Here is a 25,412-nt window from a genome sequence, read left to right as displayed (position 1 = left end):
GGGGCCATACTTTGACTGGCAAGGAACACGGAATTGAACAAGAATCGGCGGATTTAAGTCTGGAGGAGCTATATCAAAGATATCGTAAATATTCTTTTGCCATTGCTTATCGAATGCTTGGGACAGTGACGGATGCCGAGGATGTAGTTCAAGACTGCTTTGTCGAGTTGAAGAAAAAGCCCCTGGATGACTTACAGAATCCCAAAGCCTATGTAGCGAAAATGACGATGAATCGGTGTCTGAATCTTCTGAACTCTGCCCGTAAGCAAAGGGAGACGTATGTTGGACAGTGGCTGCCGGAGCCGCTTGGTGAGAGCGCAGATCTTCCAGCGGATTGGTTGGAGCGTAAAGATATGATATCTTACGCTTTTCTGGTTTTGCTGGAGCAGCTCAAGCCGATGGAACGGGCTGTTTTTGTGCTCAGGGAAGCTTTTCAATATGACTATAAAGAGATCGCGGAATTACTGGGAAAAAAAGAGAGTAATTGTCGTCAACTGTTCAGTCGCTCCCGCCGTATTCTTTCTTCCGAGGAGTCTGCCCTTGCCGATTCGGTTAGCAGCAGTACGATGAATCCTTCCAGAATAAAGGTGCTGGAACGTTTTACAGCCGCCTTTCTCGCCTACGATGTTAGCGCTATGCTGGAGCTACTGGCTGAACAGCCCGTATTTGTGGCAGATGGCGGAGGCAACGTGCATACGGTGATGCGACCGATGGTTGTACGCAAAGGCGTTCTCGCTCTGTTAACCTCTCGTCGTGTATTAACCGTATTACGGGAGAGACAGCTGGTCCGCACCGTCATCAATGGTGAGGTACAGCTCGTATTCTTGAAAGAAGGTGCAGTGAGGGAGGTCTTATGCATCAGTCTGGCACCAGACGGGGAGCATATTCAGGATTTTTACTTGATGATCAATCCGGACAAGCTGGGGCATATTCGTGTATGAGCTGAAAAAGGCGACAAGCTACAAAACCTTGATTCCTTCTCAGGATCAAGGTTTTTGCTGTTTTTAAATCTTGGTTAAATATACACATGCTCTCACAACTGCCGGGCTTGATGGAGGGCCAGATCACCCACCCAAGGAAGCTTGAGCCACTTGCCTTGTCCAGCATGAATGATCAGGACGACCCATAAGACGATGCCTGCCAGTGTCAGCAGGGAAGCGAGTAGCGGGCCGAGTAGCGGAATGAGTCCTGCGAGCACATGCCCGATCATAAGGGCTACGAACAGAAAAATGGATTGCAGCGCGTGAAACAGGACGAACCGACTTTTCTTTTCCAGCAACACGAAGGCCAGTGCACCAAGGAATGCGAACAGGTAGCACAGGACAGCCGCTATATTTTCATCCATTCCTGTGGAAGACTTGTAGACTGACATGTAAGGCCAATCCCCCTTTATAAGTTATTCATGCGCAAGCTCCGTACTATACAGGGTATGAGGACAGGAATTAAGGTTATGCCAACCTGCGGCAGAAAAAGTTCAAGCCGAGCATGTGTATAAAAACACGAAAAAGGCCGAACGAATAGGTTTCGCTCAGCCATTTTCAACGTTATCCACAATTTTTGCACATGTTGTACGCAATTTATCCACTGATTCATAATATTTATCCACAAAACAAACAGTTGTTATACACAATTTGTGCACAAGTTGTAGACAACATAGGACATACCCACGCTTTATGCACAGTTTGTGCACAATATATCAACAAGATATACTTATCTGTGGATATTTCATTCAGATACTTTCTTACCCATGTTAACGATCTCCGCGTTGTAAACGACGGCGTGGATGTGTAATTTTACCCTTTTTATCCTCGTCATCCTCTTTGGGGACAAGTCGTTCATCGGTACGTCCGTCATGATGATTGTCAAAGGCGTATTCGGTCATTTTCCACTCGGAATCGCCTAAAACAACATCAGAGGGAAAATGCTGTCCCCGATGTAAATGCTGCTCATGTCCGTCCTCATCGACATAAATACCGTCTACTTCTACCTTCTCACCCGTAAGCGGGAGCAAATCCTTTCCTTTGCGTTCCATGGTATCCCCTCCGTCTGGCTTATTCTTCGTTAATTTGTCCGTATGGAAGGGGTTTTATCCACAAGCTGGTGCAAAATATCCTCGGCAATCCGGTCTGCGGGATGAGGTTTGCGCAGTTGCTCAATCGACTGTTTCATTCCTAGAGCGAGAGAGGGATTGGAGATCAGGTCGACGCAAAGTTGAATTAGCTCTTGCGTATTACGGGCAATGCGAGCAGCTCCTTTTTGCTCCAGATACAGGGCGTTATTCAGCTCCTGACCGGGTACAGGCTTGAACACAAGGATGGGTAATCCAGAGGCGATGCTTTCCGAGAGTGTGATGCCGCCGGGCTTGGTAATGACCATATCGCTTGCACGCATGAGTGCGGGAACATAGTCGATGAATCCAAAGATGCGGATACCGGGATGATCTGCATACAGCGCATCCAACTCAGCTTTTAGCTGCGGATTACGTCCGCAAACGATCAGCAGTCGCAGCTGCGGGAGACGGCTCAATTGCCGACAGATGTCCAATATACCGGACATCACGCCATAGGCACCTGCCATGATAAGCAGTGTTGTAGTTCCCGGATCTGACGGAGGGATTGAGTAATCCTCAACCACATCAGCATCTTCTGGATTAGTATCTTCGGCAAATCTTTTATAAAACGAAGCATGAATCGGAATCCCTGTGGCGACAATCCGTTCGAGAGAGATTCCTCGCTGTGCGGCTTCCTGCTGTATATCCTCGGTTGCCACATAGTAGCGGTCGATATCGGGATGCAGCCAGCGTCCGTGCAGATCAAAATCCGTAACCACGTTCACAATGGGCAGCTTCATCCCCAATTTGCGGCGTAACGCCGGGAGAGCGAGCTGAGGGAACGTATGTATGACAAGGTCAGGCTTCTCCTTTTCCAGAGTGAGCGCAAGCTGGCGCATCCCAAAGGAATGCAGCACACTGCCAAAGGCTGATTTTGCCTGCATTTCACGGGTTATGTTATAGACCCAACCGTAAAGCCCGGGAATGGTTTTGAAGCTTTGCATATAGACAAATTTCGTTAAATCGTTCAACCAGGGATGGGATTCAGCCATCAGGTCGAGTAACTGAACCTCGCAGCGTCCGAGCCTCCGCAAACTGTCCATAATAGCTCGTGCGGCTTGCACATGACCTTCTCCGTAGCTGGCATACAATATTAAAATTTTTGGTGCTGCGGCTTCCATCATGTCTAGCCCCCTATTATTCAATAAGCACATGTAGCTCATTTTCAGGAACGTTCGCATCCATTCTCCTTGTATGTTTATTTATTTTACCCCAAACACATACGCCGCAAAAGCCGATAAATAGGGTATACCCTCCTGTAACAGCCACAGATGGCAACCCGAATATGACGTGTAGCGTAAAATTTGGGTAAATTAGATGTAAAATTTCTGGAAAGCTGAAAGCTGTACCTGAATATGTTATAATGGGGAAGTGATTCAGCCAATAGAAATTCGGTTAATAATAGTGTCAGGTACATGCCTTGCATAAGGCATTCCCGACCTGAGCTGCATTAAGACATACTACTTCACTGCATAAGGACATCAATACTTTTCGGCATTCTCTTCAACGGAGCACTTATTTTCAACGTTTTGGGAGGGAGTAACATGGCAACGAAAGGTCACAATGAAGTTAAGGAAAGTCTGCGGGAAATGACTCGAATTTTCCGGCCTAAGGATCCCAAAAAATTTGTAAAGGAATATGTGCGAAAATACCGGATTACAGGAGGGTATGAGGAAGAGTTGACCATGGTGGTGGAAAACGAACTCGGTCGCATAAATTCTTCAGTATCTTAAAGGGTTCGATGACCCGCAAAACATAGAAATCCGACTTTTATAAACCGTCTATCCACAGAGGAGACGGTTTTTTTGTGTCCGCCCTGCATACAATGGGATAGGTTTAGTGAATTTGTATGCCTAAAGGAGGCGGATTCCAATGGAGGAGATAGCCATACGGACACCAGAGGAAATCGGCTATATGAGGGAGGCCGGACGTATTTTGGCCGATTGCCATCGTGCGTTGGAGAGTCGTATCCTTCCGGGAATGACCACGCTGGAAATTGATGCGTGGGTAGAGCAATTTTTGAGCAAGCGCGGAGCCACGCCTGAGCAAAAAGGCTATAAGGGCTTTCCTTATGCCACCTGTGCTTCGGTCAACGAGGTGGTATGCCACGGATTTCCCTCGGAGCGGGTGCTTCATGACGGGGATATTGTGACCATCGACATCGTCGTCAATAAGGACGGCTGGCTGGCTGACCGGGGCTGGACCTATGCAGTAGGTAACGTCAGTCGCCCGGTAGCGAGGCTGCTACGGCAAACGCATAAGGCACTGGTGCGCGGAATTGAAGTCGCTCGTCCAGGCAGGACGCTGGGGGACATTGGGCACGCAGTGGAAAAAGCCACGGGATGGCGGCGGTACGGCATCGTTAAGCCCTTGATCGGGCACGGTATTGGTCGTCAGATGCACGAGCCGCCAGATGTTTTGCACTATGGTCGTGCCGGAACGGGGGTACCGCTGCGCGAAGGGATGGTGATTACCATCGAGCCGGTATTTACCCTCGGAACGGAGGGGGCTGTATTGTGGGAGGATGATGGCTGGACCATCACCTCGGCGGACGGCAGTTGGGGCGCACAATATGAGCACACGATTGCGATCACGAAGAACGGCCCGTACATTTTGACCGCATAAAGATCGGTACAGCCATAGGGAGCCCCATTTGACCTGGCAAGTGCATGGGCTCTCTTGGCAGGTTTTTTATTTCAGGATGACACGTTCATCGTGTTCAGAGAGATTTTCCGGTAAAGCCACAGATAGATACCTAACTCGACGGGTGAGGAAACGGCCATAACGATTCCTGCCACCTGTCCGTCCAGCCCCGGGAAAAAGGAGATGCATAGAATGAGCGCGAGAATCGCAAAGGAAACGGAGAACAATCTGCCGATGAAAACAGGTTTGGTATTGCCGATCAATATCGACCGTCCTATGAAATATTCTACCCATGGATAAAATGCTACATAGATTGAAAGTATGCGAAGCAATCCTCTCGTCTCCACCAGCAGTTCCCCTTCCAGTCCCAACACATCCCGTAAAATAGGGTCACCTGCAAATTCAAAGGACAACAGCAGCAATAATAACGGCGACAGGGTGGACAGAACGCTCAAAAATATCAGAACCTCCCGACGCTTGCTCGTATAGAATTGAATGACGATCTGATGCAGGGAACTGCAAAACCAAACGAACAGATTCAGGATTTGCAGAGCCACGGAGAAGGAGGCTACGGCCAATAATGGATCGGTTGTATTGTTCAGCGCAGCCTGTATGGACGGATTTAGAACAACCAGCACCAGCGCCGAATACAGCAAGGGGAGATAAAAAGGAAGCAGATGGCTTGCACGGTGGATGGTTTGCTCGCCGTTGTTGGGCGGCAGCTTTCTTTTTAAAATGCGGCCTTCCAAAAAGGTAACGACCAGTTCAATAAAGATACCTGCAATAAAGATGGCAGCACCAATTCGCCCGTCATTTGTCCAGCCTGCCCGAATTAGAAACCAGGATGCGATTAGCATCACGACAATACGAATGGACGAGCTGAACGTCATCCAGGCCGTACGGTGCTTGTTAATAATAAGACCCTGATAGATGTTGCGGACGGCTACTAATATGTATAGTAGAGTAAGCACCTGAAACACACTCTTGGTGGGTTCGATCAAGGCCGGAGATACGCCAAATACATATTGAAAGATCAGATTACCAGCAGGTGTAAGACCAATACTCCAGCCGATGACCAGTACAGCCGCCGCTACACACGCACATAAAATACCGATGGAGCGAACGGATTGGCGGTCATATCCGAATTTCGTGGTCATCTGTCGTACGGCGGTTAACGGGGTTTCCAGCAGCAGGCACAGGCTAACTGCCACCGCATAGCTGCTCAATGTGAACGAAGGATGCTCCGAGCGCGCGAGCACAGCATTGACGATGACATGGGTCAGCGCGGCAATCAATGATGAGATGCCAAGCGGAACGTAGAATGAAATGATTTTATTCAAGTCAAATCCTCCAGTAATGAATGATGAGTAAAGGGATTGCCGTTGCATCGAACTTCCGTAAACAATGGTAATTCTTATTATAGATCAAGAATGGGCTCGTCGGTATAATAGAGAGCATAATATTGGAAATGGAAGTGGAGCCAAAATGATGATCAGAGAAGCGACGATATCAGATACGGCAGGTATCGCCAAGGTACATGTGGATTGCTGGAGAACCACCTACAAAAATATCATACCCGCCGAGGTTCTGGAACAACTTTCCTATGAGCAAAGAACAGAGCTGTGGAAATCAAATATATCCAGTGAAGACGATCATCAGGTATATGTGTTTGAAAATGAGAAGGGGGAAATCATCGGATTTGTGAGTGGAGGGCCGGAAAAGTCAGGTGAATATCCCCCATATGAGGGAGAGGTAACTGCTATTTATGTGTTAAAAGAATACCATAGTTTAGGATTGGGAAAGCAATTATTCATGCGTTTTCTTCAACATTTAAGCAGTATGAACATTCACTCTGCCATCGTCTGGGTGTTAGCAGATAATCCGGCTCGGTATTTTTATGAACAACTGGGAGCCAAGCTTGTAGTAGAGCAGCATCTTATAAAAATGGGTGACAAAAACCTGAACATGGTGGCTTACGGGTGGGAAAATAAATAGCGGACTGTGCAAATGGAAAGAAGTCTTTCTCTACATGTAATGTGGAGGAAGACTCCTTTGATGTTAACTGGAGGCGACAGGAATACGGCGAGCAATCTTTTTGAAGCAGATGATGATTACTCGGATAAAATCCGTTTCTGCCCTTCCAAGGCACGAATAGGTGCGATGTTTTGCGTGAATTCCAGCGTTCCCAGATAGCGGTCTTCTGCATCACGGATGGCAAAATAGCGGATATAGACAAATTTATCCTTGATCGGAATCCAAAAATCTTCAGCATCCTTGCGGCCAGCCTTAAAATCCTCCAGCAGCTTCTCGACGACATGCACGCTTTGCGGCGGGTGGCAATTCTGCACGGTACGTCCAATGACAGCCTTCGTACGGGCGAAGACCCGTTCTTTACCATGGGAGAAATAACGAACGACATCGTGCTCGTCTATAAATGTCAGATCGACGGGCAGATGATTCAACAGCAGCTCCAATTGTTGCACAGACACAATCCCCGTCTCGAATCGCACAAAGCCTTGGGGAGTTCCTGATGTTCCTTCCTGTTGCTCATCCATTTCCACAGGCTCCTCTGCCCGCTCAGGTATCCATTCCCGCTCGGGAGCGGTCAGGCAGAACCCGATTTCTGCACTTTCACGGGCTATTTTCAGCCACTCATCCTCTGTTAGCTTACCCAGCGCCATCGGCAGCAGAATATTCTCTTCCTTGAATATCATTTCGTTCACTTCGGTCATGATATGGGTGAGCGTCTGCCCAATAAGTTCTTTGTTCCCATTATATTGGGTGAGCAGATTCTTCGCTTCCTTGATGGCGTTACGAATACTGTCGTCCACTCCCCACATTACCTTGGTTGGGCCGAAGATTCCATAGCGCTCCAAATAAGGAAAGACCAAATTTTCTTTACGGCTATAGTGCTTATCAAGATCCAGCAGCAGACTTAAATCCTCCAGCAGCTTGTAAATGATTTTGGGGCTATCATCCTTTTGGAATTGATCTGCGTGCAGTGCGAGCTGGAAGTTGACCAGTCGTTCAATCTCCCGATTTTCCAGCTTGAAGGTATGAACGGGATGTCCCGGCTGTTCCTCCGGTCCGGAAGGACGGTGGATATCCTCAATCGAGCCCTTGAATATCGACGTGTGGACGGAACAGAGACGCTGCACCTCCGACACGGGGATTCCTTCCTCGGTCATCAGGGCATGCTCCATGGCCGAAATTTCTGCCACACTTACCCCGCCAACTGCCACTGCAAAGCGCGCTTTGACTTCATCCACGCTTTTCCCGTCATGTAGTTCCTTCATAATTTCCTTTAATATTTGCTGGCGTTCTGTGAGTTCCTTTGCTGTGTGTTCGCGGTTGTTAATCAGCTCGCTCATGATGGTTCGCTCCTTTATGTTTGAATGCGTTTATCGCCTTGAATGAGAATGTTTATCAGTTATAGGGTAGCATAGGTATTGGCGGGCTTTTGTGATTGTACGCACAATTTGGCGGAGTGGACTGTACGAGCGATAAAGGGCGCCTTTGGGCCAACTTATTTGGAGAAATGTACGGTCTTAGTGTTGACAGGTGTGATTCTTAGTTTATATACTGTGTATAAAGATATATACAGTAATAACACTTAATACTGTGACGGTAGCTCAGAAGTCATGTGAGGCAGAGGGCGTCGTTACGGACAGTGCAGAAGGGATCAGGATAAGAAAATGACAATCATGAAGCAGGCATGGATGATCACTCGTCAGGATTTTCGCAATAATCCTTATGTAATGCTGTGGACGTTACTGTTTATTATGTACCTAGGGTTTACCATGAGCTTTGTTGTAAGTATGCAGTTGGGTGAGAGTGGAGCCTTGAATCCGGCAGCCGATTTTGTCATGCTGGTGCTGATTCCGTTTCTCGGATTCATTTATAACCGACGTACATTCAAATATTTGCAGGAAGATTCCTATACGCGCATGCTGGCTTTTCTCCGCATATTGCCTATACCAGTGAGTGCGGTGATTATGAGCCGAATTCAACAGGCGGCTTTGGCGTTTATCGTGAATAGCGTGCTATTTTTTATCCTTCTGTTTACAATTTCAGGTACACTTCGGGTATATGCTGGCACAGGCTTTTTTGTATCGTTTGCGCTCACCTGGATCGGTTACGGGATGCTGATTCAAGCCATTTATATTTATTTGGAGTTTCTTAAAAATGGAAAGGGCTATTTCTGGCTATCGCTTGTGATCATGCTGGTTTGCGGAATAATCGCGATTGCAGTTCGAATATACGGGGTGAACCTGGTATCGACGACGGCATATTTCAGCAAGGAGTGGCAGCTATTATCTCCGCTGATGTGGGGAGCGCTGGCAGCAGGAGCTATCGGCATGTTCGTGTCCTATCGGATGACACTGCGCAGGCTCGTGAAGCGCGATCTGGCTTAGGGGGCGTGTATATAAAGATCAATAAGGGGGGAGAAGCAGGTGAACATACCGGTGCAAATTGATGAGAATAGCGCGGAACCGCTGTATGCGCAGATTGAAAAGCAGCTTCGTTCACTCATCGTGACCGGGCAGATTGCAGCAGGAACGCTGCTTCCCTCCATCCGGGAGTTTGCGGGGACACTCCGTTGTAGCGTGATTACCGTCCGGCGGGTTTATCAGGATTTGGAAAACGAAGGTTTGCTTCGTACCCGGCAGGGAACGGGAACCTTCGTAGCTATGGTCGAGGAAGATATGCGCTCAGGCTACCGCCTTAAAGCGGTGACCGAGGCACTGGAGACGGCGATTGCTACAGGCGTGGCGGTACAGATGACGGAACAGGAATTGTTGGAGCTTTTCGCAGACATGGTGAAGAGAAAGTATGAAGTCCAAGCGAAGGAGTGAAGCCCGTGGAAACACCAATCATTGAGATGAGCCAAGTCTATAAAAAGCGGGGAAACCGGGAGATCGGACCGATTAATTTGACGATTGAACCGGGATATGTGATTGCTTTGGCCGGACATAACGGATCAGGGAAAAGCACATTGCTGCATCTGCTAACCCAGCTTATCCACCCGGATTCCGGTGTAATTCACTGGTTCGGTCAGGCGTATCCAAATGGTATGTCCGTAGATACGCGGCAGTGGGTTGGATATGTGCCGGAGCAGCCGACCCGTGAGGAAGACCGACTTACAGCAGAAGCAGCAGCGGCTTTTCGGGCATTATGGTATCCGGGCTGGGACGAAACGCGTTTCAAGCGGTTGCTGGAACGCTTTCAGGTCCCGCAGCACACGAGATTATCGCGTATGTCCAAGGGTGAGCGCCGCAAGTTTGAACTGGCTGCTGCCTTGGCACCTCATCCCCGTTTGCTGCTGCTTGATGAACCTTCGTCTGGATTGGACCCTTTTGCATGGAAGATTATGCTGGAGGAACTGCGGGATTGTATGGAAAACGGCAAAACGACGGTTATTATTGCCACTCATATCATGGAAGAGATCAAGCGCCTGGCGGACTATATTGTCCTGATGCATGAAGGAAGGCTGCTCGGTAAGCTGGAAAAGGACCACCTGCTCGAAAATAGCAAGGAAATGTGGTTTGAGGGGACGCCGGAGGAAGCATCGGAGCTGCCGGGAGTTATAGAGACAGAGAGCGAAGGCGGATTGCAGCGAATTGTAACGTTGGCAGCCGGAGAAGCTAGCGCGATATTGGAGCAGGCGGGCATTCGCCCGATTCGTATACGGAGTCTGGAGCTGGATGATATTTTATGGCATTGGTCTGCGGGACAAATCCCGGGAGGTACAGAGATTTTAGGGGAGAAAAAGGGGGCTGGAGATTCATGAGTATGCTGCAATTGGAGCAGGTTGTGAAGCAATATGGCAACCACACGGCGGTTAACGGCATTTCGCTGAATGTGAACGGCGGAGAGATTTACGGACTGCTGGGAGGCAATGGAGCAGGCAAAACGACAACGATGCGCATGGTACTTGGCCTAATTTACCCTGATGGCGGAAGCATTCAATATGAGGGCAAGCCATATAGCAAGGAGCTTCAACGGACGATGGGTTATTTGCCTGAGGAACGAGGGTTGTATCCCAAGGTAAAGGTGAGCGAGCAAATTAACTATTTAGGCAGGCTACGCGGAATGTCGTCCAAGGATGCGGACAAAAGTCTGCGCTATTGGCTGGAACGCTTCGGCGTGCCTGAATATTACAATAAGCGGATTGAAGAGTTATCCAAGGGTAATCAGCAGAAAATGGGCTTTATTGCAGCCGTTGTGCATCGCCCGACGTTGCTCATTTTGGATGAGGCATTCAGCGGGCTTGATCCTGTGAACGTCGAGCTGCTTAAGGATACGGTGAAGGAGCTACGGGACGACGGGGCTGCAATTTTATTTTCGACTCACCGGATGGAGCATGTAGAGGAGCTGTGTCGCCATATTACGATTTTGCATCGTTCGAATACAGTTGTGCAGGGAAATGTGCAGGAGATTAAAGGTCGCTACCCGCGTGAAAAAGTTCGTCTCATCACGACTGGCGAAGTGAACGGACTGGAACAACTGCCCGGCGTGCGCCTTGTAGAGCGAATGGACCAGGGCTGGATGCTGCATATTGAACAGCCGGATGCGGCCAAGTTGATTTTACAAACGGCGTTGGAGCAAACGGATGTAGAGCATTTTGAAATTAAAGAGCCTACGCTGAATGAAATTTTCATACGAGAGGTGGGTGATTCTCATGAATAGACTGGGTACGGTTATCAGTTTTACGTTTCGCCAGAAGGCGAGAACCAAATCTTTTGTCATTACAACGCTGGTGCTGGCATTGCTCATTACCATTGGCATGAATCTGCCGTATCTGATTTCTTTGTTTAAGGGAGAAGGAATGGGTGGTGCAGGGGGTTCCGGTAAATCCGCTGCTGAGCATCATCGTCTGGGACTGATCGCTGGAAGCCGGACTGAGATCGCGGATCAACTGGAGCAATTTACGAAGGCTCAGTCCAATCCGGCAGCTACCTGGGTGCGTTATGACAACGCACAAGCTCCCGCAATGCAGCAAGCTTTGAAAGACGGGGGGCTGCAAGGCTATGTGGAGTTTACACGGCCTACCGCAACGGGAGAAACTTTTCCCAAGGTAGAGTACGTATCGGTTGAAAAAGAGCCGTCCCCGGCTGTAATCACATTGCTGCAAACTGGACTTCAGGAGGCAAAGGTCAAGGCTATGATCGGTGTGAATACCTTGACCAGTGAGCAAGTCCGTGAAATTAGTACGCCTGTTACCGTGCACAGTCGAGAAGTGAACAGTCCCTCTGAGACAGGTCGTGCTGCCGGAACAGAGGACAAAGAAGCTTCCATGATTAACTATGGCTTGGTCTATGTACTCATGATTTTGTTCTTCACCTCGTCGATGATGACAGGCAATATGATTGCCTCAGAAGTGACTTCGGAAAAAAGCTCACGCATCATGGAAATTCTCATCACGAGCGTATCGCCTTTGACCCAGATGTTTGGGAAAATCATTGGTATCTTTCTGGTGGGCTTGATGCAAATTGCTGTTTTTGCCGCTGTGGTGTGCGCCAACCTTATGCTGCCGCATAACAGCGTTATCCTCAGCTCGGCTGGGCTGGATCTGTCGCAGTTGAATACCACAGTGCTTGGATATGGCCTGGTTTTCTACATCCTCGGTTACTTCCTGTACGCGGTATTGTTCGCTGCTGTCGGCTCCATTGTCAGCCGTACCGAAGAATTGGGGCAGGCGGTCATGCCGATTACCATGTTGTCACTGGCAGCCTTTTATATCGGTATCTTCAATATCGCCGCACCTGATACGATGTTCGTCAAGGTCGCCGGGTATATTCCGTTTTTTTCGCCGACCGTCATGCTGCTGCGGATTGGTCTGGAGCGGGCGAGCCTGCTGGAAATCTGGCTGTCACTTGCCATTCTGGTCGCATCCATTCTGTTCTTCGGCTGGCTAGCCGCCAAAATCTACCGTACTGGCGTCTTAATGTACGGCAAGCGTCCTTCGTTCAAGGAGCTGCGTAAGGCGATGAAGGCGTATAAGATATAGGATTGAATTTGATTTGTGTGTGTGGTGTCATAATTATTGAGAAATGAATATTTATGAATTGATATACATTAGTGAAGTTGTTGTATGGTGTCTGAGTAGAAGAAGGTGTCAGAGAAATGGACTATTTGAGGGGACGGCTTTAAAATGACAAAAGAAAAAAATTAAAATACGCTGATGTTGTTGAGTACGGTACTACTGATTGTGTTTGGGATGGCCATGAGTACAACAGGTTCAATGCTAAAGAAGCCGTTCAGGGAGGAATGATGGGCTTGGAAGCCTTACGTGGGACTGTGGTCGTTCGGTAAAAGAAAATAATTTCTTCGAATGGGTGGGTTCAATTGCGAACCTACCTTTTTTTCATTGAACACAGCTATGGTTCTTTCTGTAAACATCTGTCCGATACATACATAAGGATGATTTATTGTTAAATATACCCTTAAAAATTATGATTTCACATATCATTTATATTAGATTTCGGTTTAAGATAACCAGCTACTTGATACGTACAGCCTGTGTAAATGCGGAGGAACAGAGGGCGCGCGAACGGCATGCGATGATGGATTTTCTCGGCAAGGTGTGGACGAGTGCCAGGGGGTATGGAGAAGTACAATCCATACATGACTTTATCAACTATGTAAAGGGAGTCAATCAAGCTTCCGTACAAGCCTATAGCGATATTCCTTCTGATATACGAGAACGATGGTATCAAAGAAACGTGGATCAAGAATTTGAAAAGGCGCTGGATGCTTATTATAATAAGCAGGACCCCTTCACAGATATAGTCTCATTAATGGAACATCAACGGCAGACAGGCAACCATTTCCGATATAGTGACAGAGCTTTGATGAGTTTCTAGGCAGTTCTACTCGTACAGAGGCAATGAATGCTGGTAAAGCATGGGTAGGTGAGGGTGCTAAAGATATTATTGATAAAACGACAGGTGAAATTATTGGTTTTTCAAGTGCAGATGGAATGAGGGCTTTTAGAATTCAATTTAAGCCAGGAGAAAATATGGTAAGAGCAAATTTCCAAGAAAATATCATGATTAGGACAGAACGTAATTATAATAACTATAATAAGACATGAGCACCAAAGCAAATTAGAAATGTTCATATCGATATTTTGGATTAGGAGAGTAGATTAAATGCTTATTATAAAGGCTCTAACAAAGATATATGAGGACTGGGGTGATGATATAGACGATTTTTATATTACTTATCATATAGATATCGGTCCTAAGGACATAAATGGAGCATCAGACTTGTTTTCATTCGAATTAATTAGTCCTAAAGGGTTAGAACGGATGGTAGGTCCAGGTGATGTCATAATCGGACATGGTCATTTTATTACAAGTGACTTTAATGAAAAGATACTTGAAGCAACTTTGAATCGTATTATTAATAAATGCACAGATGATGATATTAATAAAGCATACAATAATCTCTCCAAATACTTTCGTTGGGAGATGGATGAGTAGTAACACATATAACCCATGTAATACCCGTAAAAAGATTTCCCCATTATGTTTGTACGCACATTAATACCTTAATTTTATACCCTAAATAACGTAATAGCGTTACATTGAACAGGTTGATTATGGTCAAATACTACCATGGTTGATCTGTTTTTTCATCTGCTGTACCGCCACAACCCATGCGCACCATGCACCGTCAATTAAGCGGGCAGCAGATAGCGAAGCCAAGCAAAATTCGATTATTCTTACCCTTGCTGATAATGAACCGATCGGAGTAGCATCCAAATAGTGTGACGAGATGCGGAAATCTAATCGAATCTATTCGGGGCTTACCGTTATTAACTAGGCTGTCTTGTTATTAATGAGTAATTCTGATGTGACAAATACAAGAGTCTTCCTAATGCTTCTGTATGTCTGGGTGTGATTCCTGCCTGTAGAGTGTCTAACCTATAAGGGAAAACATCTCGAAAGGAGAATACGTTCATGAATCATCCTGTTAAGGAATGTATTCAGAAGTTAGGGCTAACTCATCGGGCGTTTGTTGTCCTGTATGACATCTCATGGGAAAGGTTTCGTAGTTGCTTGTACGGTTACACCAATTCCATCTCCCGCGCCATCCTGAACGTCATGATACATAACGGCTACGATGAACAGGAAGCACAACAGAAATATCTGTTATGACGAAAGTGGAGAGTACAGCAAGAGGTTCTATCTGATTCAAAATCGTCAAGCTTGCTAATGAGTACATGGTAGTTGAAGAAGTATGGGGAAATGCTAAAGGTTCGGATGGCAGAATTACGCAGGGTGGAATTATGTATAAATACGATATGAATATGGAAATAATGGTGTAATGTGAATTATTTATAAGTAAAATCCAAAGATATTGAGTGGCATGTAGTACAATGGAACAAGGTTTTATATGGTGAAATTGTTTTTATTGCCAGTAATTTGATATAAAGTCGTGCAAAAAGTTAAATTAAGTAACACTAACAACAATAGAAGGGGAGAAAGTCTGGTGGACGAGAAAGTTAAATATATTAATGAGCTGTTCAAATATTTAACACAAAATAATGATACCAAAGAACATCAAACCTTTTTTGCTCTATTAGACAACAGACAGTAGGCATTCACTACAGCGAGGAAGCGATTTTTTTTACTCATAACTATCTATTTAAAAACTATCTAAATAAATATACAGTTAACAGGCCTGCAAATCGATTATCTACACTCATAGCTGACCTTACGTCTATACAATTCGGCGAATTTAGTATTATCGGCCTACTCAGAGTTTAGTAGAAGCTGATTTTTTTATATTTTGATCTACCGCTAGTCATAGAAAACGTAAAGTCTCAACCATAATTATATAAAATACAAAAAGTCTCAAGTTACGATATAATTAATCTCATTTGTAAGCATAAAAACAGCCTATTTTATGCTTTTTTAGTCTCATTTATAAGAATTACTCACACCTTATCAGGCTTCAACTTTTATGGGTTTATTGAGAATGATCACCAAATAGATGAAGAGATATTTTATTGTTGACTACATGGTCAGGAAGTGATAGTTTTACCCTATGAGCAGACCAAGAGAATTTGATGTCGATCGTGCATTGCAGCAGTCTATGGAAGTGTTCTGGAATCAAGGATTCAAGTCAACCTCTTATGAGGATCTTACTCGTACGACAGGGGTCAAGAAGCAAAGTTTGTATTGTGTATTTAATGACAAACGCTCATTGTTCCTCAAAGCGCTGGCACTCTATCGCGAACAGAGCGTAGGGAAATTGAAGAAGATCGAAGCACAAGCCTCATCTCCGCTTGATAAACTGGATTCTTTGCGCCATTCACTTTTAGACGACGAATCCGGCTGCCAAGGATGTCTAATGGTGAATTCCTCACTGGAATTCGGAACAGATGACGAGCAGGTCACGCTAGAAAATGAGCTAATGTTAGAAGAGGTTCAACAGATTTTAGAGAAGATCATCCGTAACGGTCAGGAACAGCAGTTAATTTCGAACCGTTTTTCTAGCAAAGAGCTTGCAGCTTATCTAAATAACACCATACTGGGTGTAAAAATTATGGAGAAATCCGGTTCATCGCGTGAACAGATCGAGGCGGTCTTACGTACGTCTTTTGCCATGATGTTGCCTTGATCTTTTTTTTGTCTCATTCTTGACTTTGTAGTCAAGAACTGATGCATTGTTGTAGTGAAGGACGGTTTAACGATGAAATTTGAGGAGGTGGGGCTTTTCGATAAAGTTCTTTGAACGATTCATCTGTAAGTCAAGCTGATATTAACATGGGTCATGGCCGGTGAAGCGATCTAAGCATTTTATAAAAAAACTAAATTTTTGGAGGCTATTATGAATTATTCTCAATCAGTAGAACCGCTGTTCCAACCTATAGAATTAGGAAACTTGAAATTATCCAATCGGATTGTGATGGCACCGATGACTCGTCAATTTTCTCCGGACGGTATACCAGGTGCAAATGTCGCTTCCTATTACCGCCGCAGAGCGGAGAACGGTGTGGGTCTTATTGTGACAGAAGGAACGGTAATTAATCATCCGGATGCATCCAATCAAGTTAACGTGCCGCACTTTTATGGCGGAGCTGCACTAAATGGCTGGGCGAACGTAGTGTCAGAGGTACATGAGGCTGGTGGACGGATCATTCCACAGATCTGGCATATGGGAGCTAAAGGTCATGTTGGCGATTATTCGGAAGCTGAAATTACTGAAATCGTCCAGGCATTTGCACAGGCAGCTTCTGAGGCGAAGCGTCTTGGGTTCGATGGTATTGAGTTACACGGTGCGCACAGCTATCTGATTGATCAATTCTTCTATGAGAAAACCAATCCGCGTACAGATCGTTATGGTGGGGATATGCTTGCACGCACACGCTTTGCAGTTGAAGTCATTGAGGCTTGCCGTGAGGTAGTTGGACCGGAATTCCCGATTGTTCTGCGTTTATCGCAATGGAAGACTGATGACTTCCAAGCTAAATTGGCAGAAACTCCGGAATTGCTGGAGCAATTCTTGGCGCCACTTGTTAATGCGGGCGTCGATATTTTCCACTGTTCCACACGACGTTTCTGGGAGCCGGAATTCGAGGGCTCTGATCTGAACTTTGCCGGATGGACCAAAAAGTTGACTGGCAAACCAACAATTACGGTTGGATCTGTTGGCCTTGACGGTGAATTCACAAGTCTTTTCACCGAAGGAAAAGGAGCCAATAACGTCGGCATCGATGGACTGGTTCAACGACTTGAGAATGAAGAATTTGACTTGGTGGCAGTTGGACGCTCGCTAATGGTCGATCCTGCATGGGCTAAGAAAATTCGTGAAGGACGTATAGACGAACTGATTCCTTTTACTTCAGAAGCGACTAAAGTACTTACTTAAGTAATACACCATATCTCTATGGATCGTTTTGGCGACAAAGTCAACGCCGAGCTTGCAGGAGGGGTTAAACGCTCCAAAACAGCAACGGAGGCTCTTCAGTTTATTTTTGGCATCATGATTTATGAATTAGTCTGCTCTAAGAGAGTTAGTTTGTAAGAAACATCGCTACCTATGTCGGAGGACGAGAACTTTGGTATCATACCTGTTTTGATGATCACCTAATTACACTAGGAAGCGACGATTTAAGTACAAGGTTAATCCAAATGTTAAATATGAAATCAAAAGGTGATCATTTGCAAATGTTCTACCGCATCGATATGTCGTCTGAGCAGTTCCTGCCGAATATGGGGAGGTTTAACCACGGTCAACTCCGCTCCAAATGACATCAGGAACGAATACAATTGTTCCCCCTCATGTACTTCCAGAGAGACGTGCAGCCTGCCATCAGGTTGCTTTTCAATCCGGGAGGGTTCAAAAAAATCATGCACTCTGTACGCAATGGTACTAGAGAATATCAGTTTCATGGAAACTGGAGGACTGGTAACGTGTTTTTCGGAGACCCTTAATCCCGCTGTCATGCTCTGATCGAGGGGCTTTGACAGCAGTTTGAGCTCAGAGACCCTTTTCATCTTGAAAGTCTGTGCTTCTGTAAGGCTCGGCGTGCTCTGACCTTTACCTTTGAAGTACCAGGTGTTATTTTTGAATATTAATTTGACAGGTTCGACGGTCTCTAAACTTGGTTCACCATTGGAGTCGATATAATGAAACGTCATAAGCTGTTTCGTGAGTATGGCCTGCTTCACCTGATTGAACAGTTCTCTCTCCTGCAGTGAAATGCTGCGCCAGGGGGAGAAATCGAATTCGATCCATTCCAGCTTGTGATCAAACATCGCGGTCAACCGTTTCAGCATATGGGCACTGTTGAGATGAGGGATGGCACTGACGCTGTATAGTCCAAGCAAAATTTCATTTTGATCGTCTTCGGACAAGAGAGACTTGTCCATGACAAAGTTGTCCATAAGATGAATGCCGCCATGTTTTCCGGTTGTGGTGTACACAGGAATGCCTGCTGCACTCAGCCTGTCGATATCACGGTACACCGTACGCACGGATATTTCGAACAAACGGGCCAGTTCCGGGGCGGTCGCTTTCTTTTTCTCCAATAACAGCAGCATCATTCTGAATAATCGGTTATTTTCCATGCCATGATTATACCATGACAGAAGGTGTCAGGGTATGGATGTTACACTAGTTTTGAAGTCTTGATGAGACATTGGAGGAGGAACTGGTTATGACAATGAAAGATGGATTTTTCTGGGGTGGAGCAACGGCTGCCAATCAATTTGAAGGTGGATGGAACAAGGGCGACAAAGGCCCGAGCACTTCCGATATGATGACAGGCGGAACCCACACGACACCGCGGCGGATCACGCCTGTACTTGAAGAGGGAACGTATTATCCGAGCCATGAAGCGGTTGATTTTTATGGACATTACAAAGAGGATATTGCCTTGATGGCCCAAATGGGATTCAAAATGTTCCGCATGTCGATCAACTGGTCAAGAATCTATCCGAACGGTTACGATCTGGAGCCGAACGAAGAGGGATTGCAGTTCTACGATAACGTTTTTGCCGAGTTGAAAAAGTACAACATTGAGCCGCTGGTGACCATTTCCCATTATGAAACGCCATTCGGTCTGACCGAGAAGTATAACGGCTGGGCATCACGGGAAGTTATCGATTGTTACATCCGATATTGTACAACCCTCTTCAACAGATACAAGGATCAGGTTAAATACTGGCTGACCTTCAACGAGATCAACTGTCTGACGATGCCTATGGGGGCTTATATGGCCGCAGGTATTCTGTTCGAAGGCAAAGAGACGCTGACAGATGGGGTCGATGATCCGCAGACCCGCTTCCAGGCGCTGCACCATCAATTTGTGGCAAGTGCGAAGGCGGTCAAGCTAGGGCATGAGATCAACACCGATTTCCAAATCGGCTGTATGGTCGCTTTCATGACAACGTACCCGAACACATGCAATCCGGACGATATTTTGCTTGCACAGCAAAAGGACCAAATTTCGAATATGATCTGTGGTGATGTGCAGGTCAGAGGGGCGTATCCCGGGTTTGCCAAACGTTTCTTTGCCGAGCAGGGAATCCGTATCGAGATGCAACCGGAAGATGAACAGACATTGCGGGAAGGGTGCGTGGATTTCTACTCCTTCAGCTATTACATGTCCATGGTCGAAAGTGCGGATGATTCGCTGGAGAAAACAGGCGGTAATCTGCTGGGCGGCATCAAAAATCCATATCTGGAGTCGTCCGACTGGGGATGGCAGATCGATCCAAAAGGTTTGCGTTACACGCTGAATCACCTGTATGACCGTTACCAGATTCCACTGATGGTGGTAGAGAACGGCCTGGGTGCTGTAGATGTGGTGCAGGAAGATGGTTCAATTCAGGATGATTATCGCATTCAATATTTGAGAGGTCACATTGAACAAATGAAGGAAGCGGTAGCAGACGGCGTGGAGCTCATTGCTTATACGATGTGGGGTTGTATCGACCTGGTTAGTGCTTCAACAGGCGAAATGAAAAAACGCTACGGCTTCATCCATGTCAACAAAGACAACGATGGCAATGGTGATCTGAGCAGAACGCCGAAGAAGAGCTTCTACTGGTACAAAAAAGTCATTGAATCCAATGGCGAAGAACTGTAGCCAAATTTGTTTTTGCCCAAGCACAAGAATAGCATGCTTAAGAAACCGTGATAATTGCGGTTTTTTTTGTTTTCTCTATAGGGGTTGTTCAGACAGCAAATTTTATGGCTAGCTGCAAATAAAGCGCACTAAAGATTATAACCTAACAAGCAAGCGATCAATGGTTTCTTTCGGGTGCTTGTTCAGTCGATTCATAAATTTCGTGACGTGGAGACGAATCTGGTAAAATTTTTTGAAAAATACGTTGTTAATGACATCACTTTTGAGCCACTTCCAGACGCCCTCCATGAGGTTGAGATCGGGGCTGTAGGGCGGCAAGAATACAAGCTCCAAACGACGGTGTTTTTGTAAAAAGGGTTGAAGCGCCCGGGCATGATGGATGCGACTATTATCCAAAATAAGGACTATTTTTCCGGTTGGGTAAGCTTCCAGCAGCATCGTCAGAAAACGAATCCAGGCGGCCACATTCGCTTGTTCGACTTCATAGTGATGGACTTGCCCCGTCTCGTAGTGGATCGCACCAAACAACTTGGTTCCTTCATGCTTGCCATGGGTTTGAATCTGTTGCTGTTTTCCTTTCGGAAACCCGTTATATTGTAGCGCCTGATACGCCCGGATTGTGGACTCATCTTCAAATAACAGATGGTCGATGTCTCCATCCTCCAGCTTGCGTTTCAACTGCGGGAACGTGACATCCCGAAAAACGGTCTGCTCCTGTGGATCTGCTTTGGCCAGGGTATACGTTGCTTTGGTGAAGCTAAATCCCAGTCGTCCCAACACTTTGCGAACACCGCGAACGCTGTATTCCTGTCCAAACTCACGCTGAATCCAGGCGGCGATTAAGGCCAGTGTCCAGGTGTACCTGGCTTCAAAACCGACATCGGCGGGCCGCTTGCTCACCAGCATTTCGGCAAGTTGTTCGTGTTGTTCCTCGCTCAGCTTTGGTGGCTTTCCTGGTGAATGCTTCATAGGAAGGCCTTCCAATCCATAGGTTTGGTACAAATCCCAACACTTGCTAATGGTCTGGCGAACCAGACCTAACGTATGTGCAATTTCAGTAAACGACTGTCCTTCGAGGTGAAGGCGGACAGCCAAATAGCGTTCATATAGCCGTTTGTCATGGGTATGCTTCATGGCTTCGTTTATTTGATCCATTTCAGATGAACTCATGTGCTTCCCCACCTTACATTTGGTCTTACTTTTAATTACCCAATTGAAGGATCGTTAACTTCTTTAGTACTTTTTATATAGGTACAGGTACATTTGGTTTTTGGGGGAACAATACGGAGAAAGCAGGAGTAACCCTGGATGCGATGGAAAAAGGATGGACGCCCGATTGGTTACAAGCAGACAAACGAAGAATCCTTCGTTAAGCATTTAAATAGGTCTCATACCTGTAATGCTCACAAAGAATAAAATCAAGCGCCACGCTTGATTTTATTCACGTTTTACTCTCTAGTTTGCCGATCGTTCACTTCAATGTAAAATGAATGCATGAGGTGATTACAATGGCAAGATCCAAAGAATTTGAAATTAATGAAGTATTAGATAAAGCGATACACCTGTTTTGAGTGCAAGATTACGAGAAAACTTCAATGCAAGAATTAGTTGACTTTATGGGAATTCACAGAAGAAGTATCTATGATACTTTTGGTGATAAGCATGCCTTATTTATGAAGGCACTCCAACGATATGAGGCTATTCAAAATAAAAAATGAAATTCCTGGTTGAAAAGCAAGAACCGGTAAAGGGATTAATTCGACAATTTTTAGAGTCAACAATGAGGAAAGAAGGAGAACGTCAAGGGTGTTTCATCGTTAATTCGGGCGTGGAGCTGGGATTAACCAAGAACGTATTCAATTTGGTCTAAACCATAAGGTCCGGTTGAATACCGGACCTAGGCTGCTTAATTTAACTTCGTTTTCGTTATTGCCCGCTTTGGACTCGCAAAGTGCCAAGGCCATTACAGTCGCTCTTCCTGCTGGAAGCAATACTTATCTCATCAGAAAAAAGCTCAGCATCTCATCTGAGCAGATTATGAATTCTAGATTGCAGTTCCCCGTCCACATTTATTGTGGCTCCGGTAATATAGCTAGCTTCTTCGCTAGCTATGAAAGCTACCATACTTGCAACTTCTTCAGGAGTTCCATACCGACCAAGCGCAATAGAGCGTGCATATTCCAGTGCAGCTGGGGAGTCAGCGGGATTCATGTCTGTATCAGTGGCCCCTGGCTGAATATTGTTAATCGTTATTCCCTGGGGACCCAGATCACGCGCCAACGCACGAGTCAGACCAGCTAAAGCCGCTTTTGAAGTTACATAAAGAGTATGGTTGGAAAGGGATTGTTTTGCGAATTAAGACTGCCAATATTAATGATTCGTCCACCGTGACCCATCTGCGGTGCAACCGTCTGTACTGACAGGAAGATTGACCGAACATTGACGGAAATCACATGATCAAATTCATCTGGGGCAATCTGTTCGTATGGTTTACGGATGGAAACTGCGGCATTATTGACAAGGATATTGATATTTCCAAATGCATTTATCGTTTCAGTAATTGCAGCACGAATATCTTCAAATTTGCTACTATCCGCCTTCAAAGCCAGGGCACGCCCTCCTTCTGCTTCGACTACCTTGACTAATTGTTCAGCTCGTTCTTGTGAACTTGAGTAAGTAAAACCTACTGACGCACCTTCTGCAGCAAGTCGTTTTACGATAGCAGCCCCGATTCCACGCGATCCTCCAGTAACAAAAGCGACTTTCTTCGTTTCCATACATTTTTCCTCCATTCATAGCAGCTCAGTTAATCTCATTCTCAAAGAGACGTTTCAACGTGGTCCTCTTGAGTTTTTTTCAATATATCCATTGTCAGGCACAGATATCTATTCACATCAAGAAGAAGGTTGGAACTCCATAGATTTTCGGCTGTTAAAAATGGTGTTTTTTTTATTGCTGCTGTTGGTAAAATATCAGGCTATCTGTCTAGCTCTTAAAGAGAAGGGGTAAGACAAGCAAGCAATTGGGCGATCCCGAGGAGGATTAAGCGCGAAAATTCACGCCGTGGTCGATGCGCTGGAACCCACTTCGTTTTGAATGGACAGAGCGACAAGCCCATGATTCTGTCCATGGATACGAAATGCTCCAGACCATGAAACTACACCAAAGGCGACAGAGCATAAAAAAAGTGGCATCCATTTCCGAGTTTGATAAGGCGATTGAGCAGCCTTTCATTTGTAGGTCGAAAAAAAAGGGGGTTGACTTTTTTTGAGTTTACGGGGGGGTACTTGACACGCGTGTGATATGATCAAAAAGCTAAAAGTTCTCCTCTACTCAACAGGTCCAACATTTTTATCAAATGTGGCTGAAATCGAAGCGGTGGCTATACTGTTCGCTTCCGAGTTTACTTTTCCATGGGTTTTAGAGAGAGAATGAGATAAATATACAAGAGGAGGTGCAGATATGAAAATAACTCAATGCGCTGCCTGTTACCGTGGTTCTGGTGAACGCGCTTACTAATATAAAAATATCCCGTGCTGCGGATAGTAATGCAGTGAAAATTAGTAAGAAATAGAGGAGTGAAGGTTTTGCAATCAGGTACTGTTTCAGAACAGCAATCGGTTCCAAATGTTAAAGTTTTACCTATCATGTTTTCGTTAATGCTGGCCGGTATAATAGGTACGTTTAATGAAACTGCAATTAATATAGCTCTTAGCGATTTGATTAACCGTTTTGCTATTACCGAATCCACAGTCCAGTGGCTAAGTAGTGGTTATTTACTCACACTGGGAATTTTAGTTCCGCTTTCAGGATTGTTGATCCAGTGGTTTACCACGAGGCAACTTTTCTTAGCCTCACTCATTATCTCAATCGTAGGTTCAGCTATTGGAGGCATGGCCGGAAGTTTTGAAATCCTGTTGGTAGGACGTATATTACAAGCCGTAGGAGCGAGTCTCCTGTTCCCATTGATGTTCAATACAGCTCTAATCATATTTCCGGCTGAGAAACGCGGATCAGCGATGGGCCTGGTTACGCTTGTTTTCACGGTGGGACCTGCTATTGGTCCAACCATCTCGGGTCTATTGCTCGATAAGCTGAGTTGGCATTGGATATTTTGGTTGTCTTTAATGACCCTCCTGATTGCTTTGCTTGTTGGCGCCACGTATATAAAGAATGTATCACCAATAACTAAACCACGTATCGACCTTTACTCTTTGATCTTGTCAACCTTGGGTTTTGGGGGTGTCGTGTACGCTGTTAGTACAGTTGGAGAAAGCGATCATGGCTGGAGCGACTCCAAGGTCATTGTATCCCTAATCATGGGCATTGTAGCCTTGATACTATTTGTATTCCGGCAACTGAACATGAAGGAACCGCTTATGAACTTAAGAACGCTTAAAAATCCGATGTTTGTTATCGGTACATTGCTGGTGTTCGTTTGCATGATGTCTGAAATGTCGGCCATGTTCATTCTTCCGATGTTTATGATTCGCGTTCTTGAAATAAGCGCTCTGAAGGTGGGTCTCATTCTTCTTCCGGGCAGTATCCTTTCTGCTGTTCTTTCCCCCGTCATTGGGACGCTCTTTGATAAATTTGGAACCAAATTTCTGGTTGTTCCCGGTTTGCTCTTAGCCGTGGCCTCACTGTGGTTCTTTTCTAGTATCACGACGGCATCCACGATTACTTTGATTGTGATACTGCATTCCTGCCTAATGATTGGAATTGTAATGGTATGGATGCCTTCTCAATCGAATGGGCTTAACCAGCTTCCTGCCGAAATGTACCCGGATGGAACGGCAATAATGACTACGCTACAGCAGATTGCTGGGGCTCTCGGATTAGCAGTAGCGGTTAGCGTTATGACAAGCGGAGTAGCAAACTTTATGAAGGATGTACCTAACCCTTCAGACCCGGCTAATGCAATACTGGCATTGACTGCAGGCATGCAGAACGCACTTTTGTTCGCTATGTTGATTGCCGTTGCTGGGCTTGTTCTTGGAGTGTTCGTTAGACGAGTGAAAGTCGCCAAATCAGACTGGTCATAATGAG

At 45.8% G+C, this 25,412-nt stretch carries 27 protein-coding genes and 1 pseudogene; 18 read left to right on the top strand and 10 right to left on the bottom strand.

All coding sequences use genetic code 11. The annotated features are described in order from the left end of the window. Nucleotides 1-11: 11 nt before the first annotated feature. Nucleotides 12-941, top strand: coding sequence for a sigma-70 family RNA polymerase sigma factor (locus ABH897_RS16285; protein WP_404592398.1), 930 nt, complete (start codon nt 12-14; stop codon nt 939-941). Between the two features lie 92 nt (nt 942-1,033). Here the strand turns inward: ABH897_RS16285 and ABH897_RS16280 are convergent, their stop codons facing one another. From ABH897_RS16280 to ABH897_RS16270, 3 genes are all read right to left on the bottom strand, one after another. Beyond that, nucleotides 1,034-1,372, bottom strand: coding sequence for a DUF4870 domain-containing protein (locus tag ABH897_RS16280; protein ID WP_283654505.1), 339 nt, complete (start codon nt 1,370-1,372; stop codon nt 1,034-1,036). 378 nt (nt 1,373-1,750) lie between these two features. After that, nucleotides 1,751-2,032 carry a hypothetical protein gene (locus ABH897_RS16275; RefSeq protein WP_044649310.1) on the bottom strand — a complete coding sequence of 94 codons (282 nt, stop codon included), beginning with the start codon at nt 2,030-2,032 and terminating at the stop codon, nt 1,751-1,753. A 29-nt stretch (nt 2,033-2,061) separates the two neighbouring features. Next, the gene (locus ABH897_RS16270; protein WP_404592492.1) at nt 2,062-3,231 is read right to left on the bottom strand and encodes an MGDG synthase family glycosyltransferase; all 1,170 of its coding nucleotides are present in this window, start codon (nt 3,229-3,231) and stop codon (nt 2,062-2,064) included. A gap of 423 nt (nt 3,232-3,654) precedes the next feature. Between ABH897_RS16270 and ABH897_RS16265 the strand changes: the two genes are divergently transcribed. Both ABH897_RS16265 and map read left to right on the top strand, forming a co-directional pair. Then, nucleotides 3,655-3,843 (top strand): hypothetical protein, encoded by a 189-nt coding sequence (locus ABH897_RS16265; protein WP_007428354.1) that lies wholly within the window; start codon nt 3,655-3,657, stop codon nt 3,841-3,843. Nucleotides 3,844-3,982: 139 nt separating this feature from the next. Then, nucleotides 3,983-4,735 (top strand): type I methionyl aminopeptidase, encoded by a 753-nt coding sequence (map, locus tag ABH897_RS16260; protein WP_283654507.1) that lies wholly within the window; start codon nt 3,983-3,985, stop codon nt 4,733-4,735. A gap of 71 nt (nt 4,736-4,806) precedes the next feature. Here map and ABH897_RS16255 read toward each other — a convergent pair whose 3' ends face one another. After that, nucleotides 4,807-6,093: a hypothetical protein gene (locus ABH897_RS16255; protein ID WP_404592397.1), complete on the bottom strand. Its 1,287-nt coding sequence runs from the start codon at nt 6,091-6,093 to the stop codon at nt 4,807-4,809. Between the two features lie 145 nt (nt 6,094-6,238). Between ABH897_RS16255 and ABH897_RS16250 the strand changes: the two genes are divergently transcribed. Then, a complete protein-coding gene (locus tag ABH897_RS16250; RefSeq protein ID WP_404592491.1) occupies nt 6,239-6,748 on the top strand; it encodes a GNAT family N-acetyltransferase in 510 nt (169 codons plus the stop codon). A gap of 116 nt (nt 6,749-6,864) precedes the next feature. On the opposite strand, the gene ABH897_RS16245 is transcribed toward ABH897_RS16250, so the two are convergent. Continuing rightward, complete coding sequence (locus ABH897_RS16245; RefSeq protein ID WP_044649382.1) at nt 6,865-8,124, bottom strand: DUF438 domain-containing protein; 1,260 nt, start codon at nt 8,122-8,124, stop codon at nt 6,865-6,867. A 324-nt stretch (nt 8,125-8,448) separates the two neighbouring features. Between ABH897_RS16245 and ABH897_RS16240 the strand changes: the two genes are divergently transcribed. The 11 genes from ABH897_RS16240 (at nt 8,449) to ABH897_RS16190 (ending at nt 17,638) form a co-directional block, all read left to right on the top strand. Continuing rightward, on the top strand, nt 8,449-9,168 hold the full coding sequence (locus ABH897_RS16240; protein WP_404592396.1) for a hypothetical protein: 720 nt from the start codon (nt 8,449-8,451) through the stop codon (nt 9,166-9,168). Nucleotides 9,169-9,207: 39 nt separating this feature from the next. Then, on the top strand, nt 9,208-9,609 hold the full coding sequence (locus tag ABH897_RS16235; RefSeq protein WP_404581161.1) for a GntR family transcriptional regulator: 402 nt from the start codon (nt 9,208-9,210) through the stop codon (nt 9,607-9,609). Nucleotides 9,610-9,635: 26 nt separating this feature from the next. Then, nucleotides 9,636-10,544, top strand: a complete 909-nt coding sequence (locus ABH897_RS16230) for an ATP-binding cassette domain-containing protein (protein ID WP_283656182.1) — start codon at nt 9,636-9,638, stop codon at nt 10,542-10,544. Further along, the gene (locus ABH897_RS16225; protein WP_283654513.1) at nt 10,541-11,443 is read left to right on the top strand and encodes an ABC transporter ATP-binding protein; all 903 of its coding nucleotides are present in this window, start codon (nt 10,541-10,543) and stop codon (nt 11,441-11,443) included. The genes ABH897_RS16230 and ABH897_RS16225 overlap by 4 nt, the downstream gene beginning before the upstream one ends. After that, nucleotides 11,436-12,764, top strand: coding sequence for an ABC transporter permease (locus ABH897_RS16220; RefSeq protein ID WP_283654514.1), 1,329 nt, complete (start codon nt 11,436-11,438; stop codon nt 12,762-12,764). The genes ABH897_RS16225 and ABH897_RS16220 overlap by 8 nt, the downstream gene beginning before the upstream one ends. Nucleotides 12,765-13,260: 496 nt before the next feature. Continuing rightward, a complete protein-coding gene (locus tag ABH897_RS16215) occupies nt 13,261-13,620 on the top strand; it encodes a hypothetical protein (RefSeq protein WP_283654515.1) in 360 nt (119 codons plus the stop codon). 23 nt (nt 13,621-13,643) lie between these two features. Continuing rightward, complete coding sequence (locus ABH897_RS16210; RefSeq protein WP_283654516.1) at nt 13,644-13,850, top strand: hypothetical protein; 207 nt, start codon at nt 13,644-13,646, stop codon at nt 13,848-13,850. A 58-nt stretch (nt 13,851-13,908) separates the two neighbouring features. Beyond that, entirely contained in the window at nt 13,909-14,241 is a 333-nt protein-coding gene (locus ABH897_RS16205) for an Imm8 family immunity protein (RefSeq protein WP_283654517.1), read from the top strand. 480 nt (nt 14,242-14,721) lie between these two features. Further along, complete coding sequence (locus ABH897_RS16200) at nt 14,722-14,919, top strand: preprotein translocase subunit TatA (RefSeq protein ID WP_404519757.1); 198 nt, start codon at nt 14,722-14,724, stop codon at nt 14,917-14,919. A gap of 892 nt (nt 14,920-15,811) precedes the next feature. Continuing rightward, nucleotides 15,812-16,387 carry a TetR/AcrR family transcriptional regulator gene (locus tag ABH897_RS16195; RefSeq protein ID WP_283654519.1) on the top strand — a complete coding sequence of 192 codons (576 nt, stop codon included), beginning with the start codon at nt 15,812-15,814 and terminating at the stop codon, nt 16,385-16,387. A gap of 210 nt (nt 16,388-16,597) precedes the next feature. Beyond that, nucleotides 16,598-17,638, top strand: a complete 1,041-nt coding sequence (locus ABH897_RS16190; RefSeq protein ID WP_283654520.1) for an NADH:flavin oxidoreductase — start codon at nt 16,598-16,600, stop codon at nt 17,636-17,638. A gap of 278 nt (nt 17,639-17,916) precedes the next feature. Here the strand turns inward: ABH897_RS16190 and ABH897_RS16185 are convergent, their stop codons facing one another. Then, nucleotides 17,917-18,840 (bottom strand): helix-turn-helix transcriptional regulator, encoded by a 924-nt coding sequence (locus tag ABH897_RS16185; protein ID WP_404592395.1) that lies wholly within the window; start codon nt 18,838-18,840, stop codon nt 17,917-17,919. A gap of 89 nt (nt 18,841-18,929) precedes the next feature. Here ABH897_RS16185 and ABH897_RS16180 point away from each other — a divergent pair, with 89 nt between their 5' ends. Next, nucleotides 18,930-20,363 carry a glycoside hydrolase family 1 protein gene (locus ABH897_RS16180; protein ID WP_404592394.1) on the top strand — a complete coding sequence of 478 codons (1,434 nt, stop codon included), beginning with the start codon at nt 18,930-18,932 and terminating at the stop codon, nt 20,361-20,363. A gap of 135 nt (nt 20,364-20,498) precedes the next feature. Here ABH897_RS16180 and ABH897_RS16175 read toward each other — a convergent pair whose 3' ends face one another. Beyond that, on the bottom strand, nt 20,499-21,533 hold the full coding sequence (locus ABH897_RS16175; protein ID WP_404592393.1) for an IS630 family transposase: 1,035 nt from the start codon (nt 21,531-21,533) through the stop codon (nt 20,499-20,501). A gap of 338 nt (nt 21,534-21,871) precedes the next feature. On the opposite strand from ABH897_RS16175, the pseudogene ABH897_RS16170 reads away from it, so the two are divergent. After that, nucleotides 21,872-22,060 (top strand): annotated as a pseudogene (locus ABH897_RS16170) (TetR/AcrR family transcriptional regulator); the annotation flags it as partial. A gap of 325 nt (nt 22,061-22,385) precedes the next feature. Here ABH897_RS16170 and ABH897_RS16165 read toward each other — a convergent pair. From ABH897_RS16165 to ABH897_RS16155, 3 genes are all read right to left on the bottom strand, one after another. After that, a complete protein-coding gene (locus ABH897_RS16165; protein WP_349361948.1) occupies nt 22,386-22,655 on the bottom strand; it encodes an SDR family oxidoreductase in 270 nt (89 codons plus the stop codon). Between the two features lie 23 nt (nt 22,656-22,678). After that, the gene (locus ABH897_RS16160; RefSeq protein ID WP_404592392.1) at nt 22,679-23,140 is read right to left on the bottom strand and encodes an SDR family NAD(P)-dependent oxidoreductase; all 462 of its coding nucleotides are present in this window, start codon (nt 23,138-23,140) and stop codon (nt 22,679-22,681) included. 279 nt (nt 23,141-23,419) lie between these two features. Then, nucleotides 23,420-23,557 carry a hypothetical protein gene (locus ABH897_RS16155; protein ID WP_404592497.1) on the bottom strand — a complete coding sequence of 46 codons (138 nt, stop codon included), beginning with the start codon at nt 23,555-23,557 and terminating at the stop codon, nt 23,420-23,422. A 453-nt stretch (nt 23,558-24,010) separates the two neighbouring features. Here ABH897_RS16155 and ABH897_RS16150 point away from each other — a divergent pair, with 453 nt between their 5' ends. Next, nucleotides 24,011-25,408, top strand: coding sequence for a DHA2 family efflux MFS transporter permease subunit (locus tag ABH897_RS16150; RefSeq protein WP_404592490.1), 1,398 nt, complete (start codon nt 24,011-24,013; stop codon nt 25,406-25,408). Nucleotides 25,409-25,412: the final 4 nt, after the last annotated feature.

Source organism: Paenibacillus sp. RC73 (genome assembly GCF_044908085.1).
Classification (GTDB): domain Bacteria; phylum Bacillota; class Bacilli; order Paenibacillales; family Paenibacillaceae; genus Paenibacillus; species Paenibacillus terrae_A.
The sequence above is the reverse complement of the archived record's forward strand: the minus strand, read 5'-3'. Positions and strand labels throughout refer to the sequence as shown.